The organism is Mycobacterium paragordonae, from assembly GCF_003614435.1.
Classification (GTDB): Bacteria; Actinomycetota; Actinomycetes; order Mycobacteriales; family Mycobacteriaceae; genus Mycobacterium; species Mycobacterium paragordonae.
Genome location: NZ_CP025546.1, coordinates 1363525 through 1378280, shown reverse-complemented (window position 1 = coordinate 1378280; position 14756 = coordinate 1363525). Strand labels below are relative to the sequence as shown.

Below are 14756 nucleotides of genomic sequence, written 5' to 3'. Positions count from 1 at the left end.
CCTGCTTTCCACAGGGCACGTTGGGGGGCAGGGGGGAAACGTGCCACAGCTTGGGGGCGCCGGCAAGCCGGCGCGGATATCAGGCGCAGTCCTCCGCGTGGAACGCCGGGGCGGAGTAGACGGCTTCGGTCTCCTGGAAAAGGATCTCGTGAATCATTCGGTCATTTCCTTTCGAGCGAAGCTTTGGTCTCTGTTGACACTTAGATTGCCCGAAAGAAGACGTCGGCGGTGTCCCCCAATAGGCGACAGCGCAGGATGAATTCCGTGTCCCCCGATTGGGGGACAAAGGCGCGACGGCGGAGCGAGGGCGCCCGGGCTGATTACCAGCTGTTCCAGTGCGTCAGGCTCTCGGCCGGCAACCGTTTGGCCGGCCGGAAGTCGGTGCCCTTGGTGTAGGCGATGGGGAACAGCCCGCCCTGGCTGTACTCGTCGTACGGGATGCCGAGGATGTCGGCCACCTTGCGTTCACCGTCGGAGAGCAGGTGCAGCGTCGTCCAGCAGGAGCCAAGCCCACGGGAGCGCAGCGCCAGGCAGAAGCTCCACACCGCCGGGAACAGCGACGCCCAGAACGACACCCCACCGATCGGCGAGCTCTCTTCCCGGCCGCTGATGCACGGGATCAGCAGCACCGGCGCCTCGTGCATGTGCTCGGCGAGGTAGGTCGCCGAGTCGCGAACCTTCGCCATCCGCTCCCCGCGGCTGTCGGTGTATTCGGGTGCCGGTGAGCTGAGGTAGCCGCTGGCGTTGGAGAGGTAGACGTCGCCGATCGCCTTCTTGGTGTCCGGGTCCTCGACGAACATCCACTGCCAGCCTTGGGAGTTGGATCCAGTCGGCGCCTGCAAGGCCAACTCGAGGCATTCCATCAGCACCTCGCGCGGCACCGGCCTGTCGAAGTCGAGGCGTTTGCGGACCGAACGGGTGGTGCGCAGGACTTCATCGACGGTCAAGTTGAGGGTCATGTGTGGAGGCTACCGTTGTACGCATGAGTATTGAACTGTCGCAAGAGGTTTCCAGCAGGCTCGAATCCGACCAGTACGGCTGGCTGACCACGGTGGCCAAGTCGGGGCAGCCGGTGCCGCGGCTGATCTGGTTCTACTTTGACGGGGCCGACCTGATCGTCTACACCATGCCCAGCGCCGCCAAGGTCGCCCACATCAAGGCCCGGCCCCAGGTCAGCCTGAACCTGGATTCCGACGGCAACGGCGGGGGCATCATCGTGGTGGGCGGGACGGCGACCGTCGATGCCACCGGGGTCGACTGCCGCGACGATGAGCCGTACTGGGCCAAATACCGGGAGACCTCCGACCAGTTCGGCCTCACCGACTCGATGGGCTCCTACAGCACCCGGCTGCGGATCACGCCGACGAAAGTGTGGACCACGCCGACGGCCTGAGCCATGGGCGCGCCGAACGTGACATGAGGGCGTTAAATCAACGAAAATCCCTCCACCAGAACACATTCGGCGGCGAGGCCTCAGCGGAAGTCCCGGGATTTCGAGCCGACGGCCAGGCTGATGCGGCCCAATCGTTCGGCGACGACCGTGATCGCACCGCTGGCATTCTGCACCTGGCCGCGGATCAGCAACGCCGGCGCGGTGTGCGCGAGCTTGCGGTGCCGTGCCCACACCCCCGGCGTGCAGAGCACGTTGACCATCCCGGTCTCGTCTTCGAGGTTGACGAACGTCACGCCCTGGGCGGTCGCGGGCCGCTGCCGATGCGTCACCGCCCCGGCGACCAGCACCCGGTCCCCGTCGGGTACCGAACCCAGCTCGGCCGCCGGCACCACCCCCATCGCGTCCAGGTCCGCCCGCAGGAACTGGGTCGGATAACTGTCCGGGGAGACGCCGGTGGCCCACACGTCCGCGGCGGCCAGCTCCAGCTCACTCATCCCCGGCAACTCCGGGACGTGTGACGACGAGCCCACCCCAGGCAACCGGTCCGGCCGTTGGGTGGCCGCGGCCCCGGCCGCCCACAACCCCTCCCGTCGGGACATGCCGAAGCAGCCCAGCGCTCCGGCCGTCGCCAGCGCTTCGGTCTGCGGTACGGACAGTTGCAGCCGCGACGTCAGGTCCAGCAGAGAGGTGAACGGGCCGTGGGCTTTTCGGTCATCGGCCAGCTTCTCGGCCAGGTCGTCGCCGATATGACGGACCGCACCCAGCCCGAGGCGGACCTCCGTTCCCCGATTCTCGAGGGTCGCGTGCGCCAGGCTGGCGTTGACGTCCGGACCGTGCACCAGCACCCCGTGCCGGCGTGCGTCGGCCACCAACGACTGGGGCGAGTAGAACCCCATCGGCTGGGCACGCAGCAGCGCGGCACAGAACGCCGCCGGGTGGTGCAACTTGAACCACGACGAATAGAACACCAGCGACGCGAAGGACAGGGCGTGACTTTCCGGGAATCCGAAATTGGCGAACGCGTGCAGCTTCTCGTAGATCCGGTCGATCACGTCATCGGGGGCACCGTGCAGGGATCGCATGCCCTCGTAGAACCGGCCGCGTAGCCGCTGCATACGTTCGGTCGACCGCTTGGACCCCATGGCGCGCCGTAACTGGTCGGCTTCGGCGGCGGAGAAGCCGGCGCAGTCCACCGCCAGCTGCATCAACTGTTCCTGGAACAACGGCACACCCAGCGTTTTCCGCAGGGCCGGCTCCATGGAGGGATGGTCGTAGACCACCGGGTCCAGGCCGTTGCGCCGCCGGATGTAGGGGTGCACCGAACCGCCCTGGATGGGTCCGGGGCGGATCAGCGCGACCTCCACCACCAGGTCGTAGAAAATCCGGGGCCGCAGTCTCGGCAGGGTGGCCATCTGGGCGCGCGACTCCACCTGGAAAACGCCCACCGAATCGGCCCGGGACAGCATCTCGTACACCGCGGGTTCGGAGAGGTCGAGCCGGGCGAAATCCACCTCGATGCCCTTGTGCTCGGCAACCAGATCCCGGGCGTAGTGCAATGCCGAGAGCATACCCAGCCCCAGCAGGTCGAACTTCACCAAACCGATTGCCGCACAGTCGTCTTTGTCCCACTGCAGGACGCTGCGGTTCTCCATGCGGGCCCACTCCACCGGGCACACGTCGGCGATCGGACGGTCGCAGATCACCATGCCGCCGGAGTGAATGCCCATGTGCCGCGGCAGGTTCCGGATCTGCTCGGCCAGGTCGACAACCTGCTCCGGGATTCCTTCGATATCGGCGGGCTGCCCACTCCAGTGACTGATCTGTTTACTCCACGCGTCCTGCTGCCCCTGCGAGAAGCCCAGGGCTCGTGCCATGTCGCGCACCGCACTGCGGGCCCGGTAGGTGATGACGTTGGCGACCTGGGCGGCATAGTCGCGGCCGTATTTGTCGTAGACGTACTGGATCACCTTTTCCCGCTGATCCGACTCGATGTCGATGTCGATGTCGGGCGGCCCATCGCGGGCGGGCGACAGGAACCGCTCGAACAGCAGATCGTTGGCCACCGGGTCGACCGCCGTCACCCCCAGGGCGTAACAGACCGCGGAGTTGGCCGCCGATCCCCTGCCCTGGCACAGAATGTCGTTACGCCGGCAGAACTGGGTGATGTCGTGCACCACCAGGAAGTAACCCGGAAACTCCAGCTGGGCAATGACTTTCAGCTCGTGCTCGATCTGGGCATACGCCCGCAGCGCGACATCGGCCGGACCGTAGCGGTCGGCGGCGCCCGCCATGGTCAAGGTGCGCAGCCAGCTGTCCTCGGTGTGCCCGTCGGGGACGTCGAACGGCGGCAGCTGTGGCGCGATCAGCGCCAGGCCGAACGCGCACTGTTCGCCGAGCTCGGCGGCGGCGGCCACCACGTCAGGGCCCCCAAAGGGCATATGCGCGAACAACCGGGCCATCTCCTCGCCCGAGCGCAGGTGCGAGCCGCCCAGCGGGGCCAGCCAGCCGGCCGTGGCGTCCAGGGACTGCCGGGCCCGGATGGCGCCCATCGCCATGGCCAGCCGGCGCCGCGGCGGCCCCGCGAAATGAGCCCCGGTGGTGGCGACGACGCCGACCCCGAAATGCGGCGCCAGTTCAGCCAGCACCGCGTTGCGTTCGTCGTCGAGTGGTTGACCGTGATGGGTCAGTTCGATGCTGACCCGGCCGGCGGTGAACCGGTCCACCAGATCGGCCAGCGCCCGTTTCGCCGCTTCCGGGCCGCCCACGGAAAGCGCCTGCCGCACAGATCCTTTGCGACATCCGGTGAGTATGTGCCAGTGGCCGCCGGCCGCCTCGGTCAACGTGTCGACGTCATAGCGCAGCTTGCCCTTCTCACCACCGGCCAGATGCGCGGCGGCCAGCTGCCGGGACAGCCGCCGGTACCCTTCCGGACCGCGCGCCAGCACCAGCAGATGGGGACCGGGCGGATCCGGCTGCTCGGTGCGCGCCACCGACGACAGCGACAGTTCGGCACCGAACACCGTGCGCACGCCGAGTTCGGTGGCCGCTTCGGCGAACCGCACCGCCCCGTAGAGGCCGTCGTGGTCGGTCAGCGCGAGGGCACGCAAACCCAGGCGGGCGGCCTCCTCGACCATCTCCTCCGGCGTGCTGGCCCCGTCGAGGAAGCTGTACGCCGAATGCGCATGTAACTCGGCGTAGGCGACCGACGAACGCACCCGCCGCCCATCCGGTTTTGCCGTGTACGACCCCCGCTTGTGCGACAGCGGGGCGTCACCGGCCGGCACAACCGGGGCCGCTTCACCGGCATGGCGCGGCTTGCCGTCGAGCACCCGTTCCATCTCGGCCCAACTCGGCGGTCCGTGGTACCAACCCATGCGAAACAGCTTATCGAACAAGTGTTCGATTCGCCATGTTGCAAGGAGGCGAGCTTACGAACAACTTTGCAACGGCACTGAAACGATTTGCGAACAGCGTCGGACGACATCGCATCGCCGCTGTTAAACCCACCTTTATCGGAAAAACATGTTCTTAACCTGGCGGACCTCCCCCCGTGCACCCACCACCCCGATACTGGTACAGATTGAAAAAACGACGGCGGGGGCTGGGCATGGCACAACCGATGACACCGGGGACGGGACACTTCCGCGCTCCGGATCCGAACCGACACCTCGACATTTCGACGGGAAACACGGCGGCGGGAAACATGGCGACGGGAGCGGTGGCCGTCATCGCGGGTCCCGCCCCCGGACCCGGCGAGATCAAAGATCTACTGACCGAACGGTTTACGCCGGGAACTGACGCCGCCGCGTGCGTACAGCGGGTGGCGCTGCCCGCCCCCGGTGACGACAGCGAGCTGTTCCGCGCCATCGCCCACGCCCTGGAGCGGCCGCTGGAACCCGAATTCCCGCTCTGGGAATGCTGGATCATCGAAGGCCTGCAGGACGACCGATGGGCGATCCTGATAAAGGTCGGCCCGGGCTCGGCTCAACACCTCCGCCCGGCCCACCTGCTCGCCCGGCTCTGCGACCACGACCGCGATGCCTACGCGGATTCGACTGCCCCAGTGGCTATTTCACCCGCACACTCACCCGGGTGGGCCGACGCCACGAGGCAGGCCGCGGCCCGCGCCGTCAACGGCCTTTCCACCGCGGCCGGCATGCTGCGACCCTGGCCGGCCGCCGGCCCGCCGCCCACCGTGCTCCGCTACCAGACGGTCGTCGTCGCCCGCGCCGCGATCGACGACATCGCCCGCAAGTTCGGCGCGGCCGCCGACGATGTCGCTGTGGCGGCGATCACCGAGGGATTCCGCACCGTCCTCATCGAACGCGGCGAACAGCCGCGGGCCGGTTCGATTCGCACGCTTGGCACGCCGTTGACTGAGCTCCCCGTCGAGCACCGGGACCCGCTTGCACAGCTGTATGCGGTGCGCGACCAGGGCGGCCCGCGATCCTCTGGCAACTCGCCAATAGCTCTGTGCGGCAGAATGATTCAGGCACTGACCCGAACCTCGCGGCAGAGTGTGATGACGCTGGCCACCGCGCCGCCGGGACCGCGCTACCAATTGCGACTGATGGGCCGGCGGCTCGAGCGGCTCCTCCCGATCCCGCCGACTGCGCCGCGGCACGGCACCGGAGTCGCGGTGCTCAGCTACGGCGGTGAACTGGTCTTCGGCATCACCACCGACTACGACGCCGACCCGAACGTCGTTGCCGCCGGCATCGAATCGGGCATGGCGCGCCTGAGGGCGCTCAGCCGGGACTCCGTCGTGCCGTTCGACCGCCGGCGCAGGCGCCGCTCCCTGCCCAACAGCGCGGCACGCTGGCGGCCGTCGCAGCCGTCTGCGCGAGTGCGCCACTGACCGACACCCGCATCGACCACCGTGAGAAGGTGGGGCATGCCGGTGACCATCGACCCACGCCACCACGATGCGGTGTTGTTCGACGCGGCGCTGCCGCCCGCGCCACCGCTACTCGACCGCCTGCGCGCCGTGCACGTCGGCACCGCCGTCGCCGCGCCTGACGGCCTGATCGAGGCGGCCCAGCGGTTGTCCACCCGGCCGGGTCGGTGCGCCGTCGTGGCGTCGAACGAACCCGGTGCCACCGCGGCCCGCGACGCCGGTTTCGCGCTGGTGATCGCGGTGGGCCCCAATCCCGTCCACGGCGCCGACGCGGTGGTCGCCGATGTGGATGAGATCGACGTGCGCACCGGCGACAAGCGCATGTCCGAACTCCCCGACGCGGTGCACGCCGTCGATCTGGCCGGCGCCGCCCCTGCGGTGTTCTTCGACTTCGACGGCACGTTGTCGGACATCGTGAACAATCCCGACGCGGCCCGGCCCGTCGCAGGTGCCGCGGCGGCCCTGCAGGAACTGGCCGCGCAATGTCCGGTTGCCATCCTCAGCGGCCGTGACCTGGCCGACGTGTCCAAGCGCGTAGGCCTGCCCGGCATCTGGTACGCCGGCAGCCACGGATTCGAGCTCACCGCACCCGACGGCACCCACCACCAGAACGAAGAAGCCGCAACGGCCATACCAGTGCTGGAGCAGGCGGCCGCGCAACTTCGTGAGCAACTCGGGTCGATTCCCGGTGTTGTCGTGGAGCACAAGCGCTTTGGCGTGGCGGTGCACTACCGCAATGCCGCGCGCGACCGGGTCGGTGAGGTGGCGGCAGCAGTGCGCAACGCCGGGCAGCGCGATGCGTTACGAGTGACCACCGGTCGCGAAGTCATCGAACTGCGCCCAAATCTCGACTGGGACAAGGGCAAGACGTTGCGCTGGGTGATGGAGCATCTTGGTGCGCAGGCGGGCCCCCGGCTACCGGTGTATCTGGGCGATGACATCACCGACGAGGACGCATTCGACGCGGTGCGGGCCGACGGTATCCCAATTCTGGTGCGGCACAACGACGATGGCGACCGAGCCACTGCGGCGCTGTATGCGCTGGACAGTCCCGCCCAAGCCGCCGAATTCACCCGTCAACTCGCCAGACAACTATCTGACGCTGGCGTGAATTAACCGTCGCTCCTTCACAATCCGGACAATCGGCGAGCAACCTCGGCAAAATGCCCTGCGCTGTGCCCAATGGCGCTAGGCTGCGCGGCAGTCTATCGGGAGGACTGCCATGTCGTTCGTGTTCGCACATCCGGAGTTGATGACCGCAGCGGCCTCAGACCTCACCGGTATCCGCTCGGCGATCAACGCGGCCACCGCGGCAGCGTTGGTGCCGACAACACAACTGCAGGCTGCCGCCGCCGACGAAATCTCGCAGGCGATCACGGCGCTGTTCGGCCAGCACGCCCAGACCTTCCACGCCGTCAGCGCCCAAGCGACGGCGTTTCAAGAGCAGTTCATCCAGACCCTGACCGCCGGCGGCACGTCGTACGCACTGGCCGAGTCCATCAACGCCGGGCCGTTGCAACCTCTGCTGGACGCCATCAACGCACCCACCCAAGCGCTGCTGGGTAGGCCCCTGATCGGCGACGGCGCCGACGGGACGGCGGCCAGCCCCAATGGCGGGGCGGGTGGCCTGTTATTCGGCAACGGGGGCCGCGGCTTTTCCCAAGCTGCCAATTCCGGTCTCTCCGGTGGCAGCGGCGGGGCTGCCGGCTTCGTCGGCAACGGCGGCGCCGGTGGCAGCGGCGGCACCGGCGTGGTCGCCGGAGGTGCGGGCGGGAACGGCGGCGCCGGCGGAGCCGGCGGGTGGCTGTATGGCAACGGCGGCGCGGGCGGCAATGGCGCCGCGGCCACCGGGACCGGCGGGGCCGGCGGCGGCAACGGCGGGACGGGCGGCAACGCCTGGCTTTGGGGCGCCGGCGGGGCCGGCGGGGCGGGCGCCGATGGCGTGAAAAGCGATATCGCCTTGACCCCTGGCGGCAACGGCGGCGCCGGTGGCGCCGGCGGGAGCGGCGGGTTCCTTTACGGAAATGGCGCGGGCGGCGGCGCCGGGGGGAACGGTGGCAACGACGGCGCCCCGGGCGATTCGCCCGGCGGCAGCGGCGGCGCTGGTGGGGCCGGCGGGAACAGCTACCTGTACGGCGACGCCGGGTCCGGCGGCGCCGGCGGCAACGGCGGGTCGGGCAAGAACACTGTCACGTCCTCGATGGGCGGCGGGGGCGGTGCCGGCGGCCACGCCTGGTTCAACGGAAATGGAGGCATCGGCGGCAGCGGCGGCATCGGCGGCGAGGACAGCGACACCGGCCCCGCCAGCAGCCAGGGCGGCGCCGGCGGTACTGGTGGGGCTGCGGGGCTGTTTCAGGGCGACGGCGGCCACGGCGGGGTCGGCGGCGCGGGCGGTTTCAATAGCAGCAACGGGACCGCGGGCGCCGGTGGAACCGGCGGAAACGGCGGGGCGGCTGGGTGGCTCCACGGCGCCGGCGGCGCCGGCGGGGGCGGCGGGGCCGGCGGAGACATCAATGGCACCGGCACGGGCGGCGACGGAGGAAATGGAGGGGCCGGCGCGGCCGGGGCGTTGCTGTGGGGCGACGGCGGGGCCGCCGGAGCCGGCGGCGTGGGCGGCAACAACACGGGCGCTGGTAGCGCCGGCGCCGGCGGGAACGCCGGAGCCAGCGGAAATGCGAACCTGATCGGCAATGGCGGGGCGGGCGCGACAGGCGGAGCCGGTGGAACGGTCCATGGCAGCAAGAGTCCTGGCGGCGCCGGCGGCGACGGCAGTGCAGGCGCCGCAGGCGGACTGCTGTACGGCAACGGCGGTAGCGGCGGCGCCGGCGGGGCCGGCGGGGCCAACACCACCGGCGGCATCTTCAACAACGGCGTCGTGGGCGGGGCCGGCGGGGACGGCGGCGGCGGCGGCGCCGCACGCGGGATCGGCAACGGCGGAGCCGGCGGGGCCGGCGGGGACGGCGGCGTCATCGGCACCGGCTCCAACGCCAACAACAGCACCCCGGGCAGCGGCGGCAACGGCGGCGCCGGCGGCAGCGCCGCGCTGTGGGGCGACGGGGGCGTCGGCGGACATGGCGGCCTTGGCCAATCCGCTCAGACGGTCAGCAACGTCAGGGGAATCCAGGGCGGAAACGGCGGCAACGGCGGCAACGGCGGCACCGGCGGGAATGCCGGATTCCTGGGCGGCAACGGCGGCAACGGCGGAAGCGCCGGCGCCGGTGGCAATGCCGGCAACGGCGGCAACGGGCAGGCCGGCGGCAACGTCAGCGGCGGGACCGGCGGCAACGCCGGAAGCGCCGGCGACGGCGGCAGCGGCGGCACCGGTGGCACCGGCGGGGCCGGGGGCCACGGCGGCCAACTGACCGGCAACGGCGGCAGCGGCGGGGCCGCCGGCGTCGGTGGCAACGCCGGCAACGCGGGCAACGGCGCAAACGGCAATGGCTTCAACCCCAGCGCCGGCGGCAACGGCGGCCACGGCGGCGCCGCGGGTAACGGCGGGGCCGGCGCGGCTGGCGGCGCGCTGTTCAGCCAGGGCGGCAGCTCCGCCGGCGGCGGCACTGCCGGCAGCGGCGGCAACGGGGGCAACGGCGGGGTCGCCAACGGCGGCAACCTTGGTATCGCCGGCGGCGCGGGCGGCAACGGTGGCCAGGGCGGCGACGCCGGACTCGGCGGCACCGCCGGGAAGGGCGGGAACGGCGGCAACGGCGCGGCCGGGTCCCAGGGCGCCAACGCCACCAGCGGCGCAGCGCCGGGCCAGACCGGTGGGGCCGGCGGGGCCGGCGGCAAGGGCGGCCAGGGCGGCGCGGGCAACGGCGGCACCAACGGCAGCGGTGGCAACGGTGGCACCGGCGCAGCCGGCGCCCGCGGCGGCGACGGCTGGACCGACCATGGCTCCAACGACGCCACCGCCGGTGGTGTCGGCGGCAAGGGCGGCGACGCCGGCGCCGCTGGCGCGGCCGGCACTGGCGGCAGCGGCGGGGTCGCGGGTACCGCGGGTACCGGCGGCAACGGCGGCAACGGCGGCACCGGCGGCAACGGCTTACAAGGCGCCGACGGCACCGGCGACGGCGGCAACGCCGACAACGGCACCAACGCCGGTAACGGAGGCCAGGGCGGCGCAGGCGGGTCCGGCATCGGCGGCGTCGGCGGTGGCCAAGGCGGCCAGGGCGGCCAGGGCGGCGACGGTGGAAAAGGCGGCCAAGGCGCCGACGGCGCGAACGACGGCGGGAAAGGCGGTAACGGCGGTAACGCCGGCAGCGGCGGCCGGGGCGGCGACGGCACCGACGGCGGCGGCGGCGGACAAGGCGGCAACGGCGGGCTGGCTGGCAGTGGTGGCGACGGCGGGAAAGCGAACCCCCTCGCCAGCGCCCCGCAGCACGTCGGCGGTCAAGGCGGCAACGGTGGCCGAGGCGGCGCCGGCGGCGACGGCGGCAACGCCGGCGGTGCGGCTGCCGCCAATGGCAGCGGCGGACAGGGCGGCGGCGGCGGCCACGGCGGCACTGGCGGCAAAACCACGGCCATTATCGACAACCTCTACGGCGGCGGCGGCGGTGGCGGCGGCGCCGGTGGCAAGGGCGGCAATGTCGGCACCGGCGGCACCGGCGGCAACGGCGGCAGCGGTGGCGGCGGCGGCGCCGGTGGCGACGGCGGCATCGCCCAAGATGCCGACACAATCTCTGCCATCGGTCTAGGCGGCTTGGGTGGCGGCGGCGGCAGCGGCGTCGGCCCGTCCAACGGCACCGGCGGATCGGGCGGCGCCGGCGGCGGTGGTGGCGGCGGCGCCTTCGCCACGGGTGGTGCCACGGGCCAGGCCGCCGGCGGCGGCGGCGGTGGCGGCGGCGCGGCCGGCTCCGCCACCGGCACCGCCGGTGACGGCGGGCAGGGCGGCACCGCCATCGGCACTTTCCCCAGCAGCAGTGGTTCCGGCGGCAACTTTGCGGCAGGCAATAACGGCACCGGCGGTGGTGGCGGCGGCGGTGGCTACGCCAACGTCCCCGTTGACGGCAGCAACGCCGGTGGCGGCGCCGTCGGCCAGGCGGGCGGTTCCGGCGCCAACAGCCTCGGCAACAACGGAGGCACCGGCGGCGACGTGAACGTCGGCAACGGCGGCGGTGGCGGGAGCGGCACTAACGACATCAACGACGGCAGTTCCGGCCAGAACGCCTAACGCCCCCTCAATTGCCGGTCGGGAACCCTGTGGCACGCTCGACATTCCGGAGTTAAATCCCGACAGGAGCGTGTCCGATCAACAAGCTCGGTTTCTGGAGCATCGTCATGCTCGGGATCAACGCGGTGATCGGAGCGGGCATCTTCCTGACCCCCGGCGCGGTCATCAAGCTGGCAGGCCCGCTGGCACCGCTGGCCTACGTCCTGGCCGGCCTGTTCGCCGGCATCATGGCTGTCGTCTTCGCCACCGCCGCCCGCTACGTCCGGACCAACGGCGCTTCGTACGCCTACACCACGGCGGCGTTCGGCCAGCGCATCGGCATCTACGTCGGCGTCACGCACGCGATCGTGGCCTCCATCGCGTGGGGCGTGCTGGCCTCGTTGTTCGTTTCCACCTTGCTCAGAGTCGTTTTCCCGCAACAACATTGGGACCGCGATACAAATCTCTTCAGCGTCAAGACGTTGACTTTCCTGCTCTTCATCGGGGTGCTGCTGATCATCAACCTGTTCGGCAACCGGGTGATCAAGTGGGCCAACGGCATCTCCACCGTCGGAAAAGTGTTCGCGCTCAGCGTCTTCGTCGGCGGCGGACTCTGGGTCATCGTCACACAGCACGTCAACAACTACGCCACGGCGGACGACCCCGGTGTGTATCAACCGGCGCCGTACGCGTTGTTCGGCTTCATCCCCCTGGGACAGAGCACGCTGACGGGCGTGGTCCTGGCCACCGTGGCCGCGCTTTACGCCTTCACCGGCTTCGAGTCGATCGCCAACGCCGCCGAGGAGATGGACGAACCGGACCGCAACCTGCCCCGCGCGATCCCGCTGGCGATCCTGGCGGTCGGCACCGTCTACGTGCTGGCGGTGACGGTGGCAATGCTGTTGGGGTCCAACCAGATTGTGCAGTCGACCGCCACGGTCAAATTGGCCGCGGCGATCGGAAACGACACCTTCCGCAGCGTCGTCATCCTGGGCGCCCTGGTGTCGATGTTCGGCATCAACGTGGCCGCGTCCTTCGGCGCGCCCCGGCTGTGGACCGCGCTGTCGGACACCCACACCCTTCCGGCCCGGCTGTCCCGCAAGAACCGGTTCGGCGTCCCGATGCTGGCCTTCGCCATCACCGCGTCGCTGGCGCTCGCCTTCCCGCTGGCACTGCGCTTCGACAACGAGACCCTGACCGGCCTGGCCGTCATCGCGCGCTTCATCCAGTTCATCATCGTCCCGATCGCCCTGATCGCACTCGCCCGCGACCGCACCGGCCCGCATGCAGCGGTCAGGCGAAACCCGTTCACCGACAAGGTTTTACCGGTAGCGGCGGTGGCGATCTCGGTGGCCCTGGCGGTGTCCTTCGACTACCGGACACTGATCCTGCGACCGCAGGGCGGCGCCAACTACTACTCGATCGTGCTGATCGTGCTGACGTTCGTCGTCGTGCCGGCGGTCGCCTACGTGCACTATTACCGCACGTACCCAACAGCCGAAACCTAGGTTCGACGGCGGCGACCCGCAGCGCCCGGCTCCGCCGCGCCCGCGATCGCCGCTATGCCCGACGGCGGCGACCCGCAGCGCCCGGCATCGCCGCGCTTGCGCCCGGCTCCGCCGCGCTTGCGATCGCCGCTATGACGCGTATTCCACCTCACCGTCGTCGAGCACCAACCGCGGTCCCTGACCTTCGGCGCCGGAGGCCTCGGTCCGAAAGACCGCCTTGCCCGGTTCGGTCTTCCAGATCAGCGTCGAGAGCGTCTCGCCGGGAAACACCGGCTTGGTGAACCGCGCGGCGATCGAGGTGATGTTGGCCGCGACGCCCTGACCCAACTCGGCGACCAGCGCGCGACCGGTGACCCCGTAGGTGCACAGTCCGTGCAGGATCGGCTTGGGGAACCCGGCCAGGTTGGTGGCGAACCAGGGGTCGCTGTGCAACGGGTTGCGGTCGCCGGACAACCGGTAGATCAGTGCCTGGTCCTCGCGGGTGGGCAGCTCGATGCGGACGTCGGGCTCGCGGTCGGGGAACTCGGGGGCGACCGGCCGCTCCCCCTTCTCACCCCCGAAGCCGCCCTCGCCGCGGATCACCAGTGTGGTCAGCGTTTCGGCGATCAGCGTCCCGCTGTCGGGATCGGTGCCCTTGCCGCGCAGCATCAGGATGGCGTTCTTGCCTTCGCCCTTGTCCTGGATGTCGACCACCTCCGAGACCACGGACAGCTTGCCGGCCGGCGGTAGCGGAGCGTGCAGCCGCACGGTCTGTGATCCGTGTAAAAGCATGGCCCAGTTGAACGTTCCGACTTTACCGGCCGCCCCGAAAGCCGGGCAGCAGATCACCGCGTAAGTCGGCAGCACCTGTTGCGGAATGTCGTGGCTGTTCTCGGTGGTGAAGGACAGATCCTCGAGCCCGGCACCCACTCCCAGCGCGTACAACAGCGTGTCCCGGTCGGTCCACTCGAACAACTGCGGCTTGGTCACCGCGCCGACGGCACTCGGGTCAATCGCCATGCGAGTCTCCTCTTAGATTTCAATTCCGCAATTTCGGTGAAGTAACCATCGCAAACTCTTCCCACCGACGGTGTCGGCAGGGCAGGCTATCGCCATGGCGAAGCGCATATTGATCCGGAGGGCCTCCCAATTCGTAGCTGTGGCCGCCGTGGCGGTGATCGTGGGGGCCTGCAGCAGTAGCCCGCAGGCCCGCAGCATCACCCTGACCTTCATCCGCAATGCGCAGTCCCAGGCCAACGCCGACGGCGTCATCGACACCGCGGTGCCCGGTCCCAGCCTCACCGACGACGGCAAGGGCCAGGCCCAGCAGCTCGCCCATCAGGTCGGCCACACCGAGTTCGACGCGCTGTACTCCTCCCCCATGTCCGCCGACCAGCAAACCGCCGGGCCGCTGGCCACCGAGGTCGGCCGGCAGGTCGAGGTCCTGCAGGGTCTGCAGTCCATCGACGCCGGGTGGTACAACGGCAAGCCGGAGTCGATGGCGAACTCCACCTACATGCTGGCGCCGGTCCGCTGGGTGGACGGCGACGTGGACACCAGCATCCCTGGCTCGGTGAGCGGCAGCGATTTCAACTCCCGGTTCGGAGCCGCGATCCGCAAGATCTACGACAGCGGGCACAACAAGCCCGCGGTGTTCTCCCAGGGCACGGCGATCATGGTGTGGACCCTGATGAACGTCAAGAACCCCAAGCTGAGCCTGCTCAACAGCCACGTGCTGCCGAACGTGGGGCGGGTGGTGATCACCGGCAACCCGACCAACGGCTGGACGCTGGTCGACTGGGACGGCGTCCGCAGCTTCAACTGAGCTAACCG

Annotated in this window: 9 protein-coding genes; 6 read left to right on the top strand and 3 right to left on the bottom strand. The window is 70.2% G+C overall.

Annotated elements, in window-relative coordinates; translation table 11 throughout:
- Window positions 1–320: 320 nt before the first annotated feature.
- Window positions 321–959: a nitroreductase family protein gene (locus C0J29_RS06505; protein WP_065162025.1), complete on the bottom strand. Its 639-nt coding sequence runs from the start codon at window positions 957–959 to the stop codon at window positions 321–323.
- 23 nt (window positions 960–982) lie between these two features.
- On the opposite strand from C0J29_RS06505, the gene C0J29_RS06500 reads away from it, so the two are divergent.
- Window positions 983–1393, top strand: coding sequence for a TIGR03667 family PPOX class F420-dependent oxidoreductase (locus tag C0J29_RS06500; protein WP_120791812.1), 411 nt, complete (start codon window positions 983–985; stop codon window positions 1391–1393).
- A gap of 80 nt (window positions 1394–1473) precedes the next feature.
- Here C0J29_RS06500 and C0J29_RS06495 read toward each other — a convergent pair whose 3' ends face one another.
- Window positions 1474–4767: an error-prone DNA polymerase gene (locus tag C0J29_RS06495; RefSeq protein WP_120791811.1), complete on the bottom strand. Its 3294-nt coding sequence runs from the start codon at window positions 4765–4767 to the stop codon at window positions 1474–1476.
- A gap of 233 nt (window positions 4768–5000) precedes the next feature.
- On the opposite strand from C0J29_RS06495, the gene C0J29_RS06490 reads away from it, so the two are divergent.
- The 4 genes from C0J29_RS06490 to C0J29_RS06465 all read left to right on the top strand — a co-directional run bounded on the left by C0J29_RS06490 (window position 5001) and on the right by C0J29_RS06465 (window position 12944).
- Complete coding sequence (locus C0J29_RS06490) at window positions 5001–6251, top strand: wax ester/triacylglycerol synthase domain-containing protein (RefSeq protein WP_197748190.1); 1251 nt, start codon at window positions 5001–5003, stop codon at window positions 6249–6251.
- Between the two features lie 36 nt (window positions 6252–6287).
- A complete protein-coding gene (gene otsB, locus C0J29_RS06485) occupies window positions 6288–7406 on the top strand; it encodes a trehalose-phosphatase (protein ID WP_120791809.1) in 1119 nt (372 codons plus the stop codon).
- Between the two features lie 106 nt (window positions 7407–7512).
- Window positions 7513–11457 carry a PE family protein gene (locus tag C0J29_RS33315; RefSeq protein WP_208659344.1) on the top strand — a complete coding sequence of 1315 codons (3945 nt, stop codon included), beginning with the start codon at window positions 7513–7515 and terminating at the stop codon, window positions 11455–11457.
- Window positions 11458–11564: 107 nt separating this feature from the next.
- Complete coding sequence (locus C0J29_RS06465; RefSeq protein WP_065043260.1) at window positions 11565–12944, top strand: APC family permease; 1380 nt, start codon at window positions 11565–11567, stop codon at window positions 12942–12944.
- A 129-nt stretch (window positions 12945–13073) separates the two neighbouring features.
- On the opposite strand, the gene C0J29_RS06455 is transcribed toward C0J29_RS06465, so the two are convergent.
- Complete coding sequence (locus C0J29_RS06455; protein WP_065043259.1) at window positions 13074–13943, bottom strand: MaoC family dehydratase; 870 nt, start codon at window positions 13941–13943, stop codon at window positions 13074–13076.
- Window positions 13944–14037: 94 nt separating this feature from the next.
- Here C0J29_RS06455 and C0J29_RS06450 point away from each other — a divergent pair, with 94 nt between their 5' ends.
- Window positions 14038–14748: a histidine phosphatase family protein gene (locus C0J29_RS06450; RefSeq protein ID WP_065162031.1), complete on the top strand. Its 711-nt coding sequence runs from the start codon at window positions 14038–14040 to the stop codon at window positions 14746–14748.
- The last annotated feature ends 8 nt before the right edge of the window (window positions 14749–14756 follow it).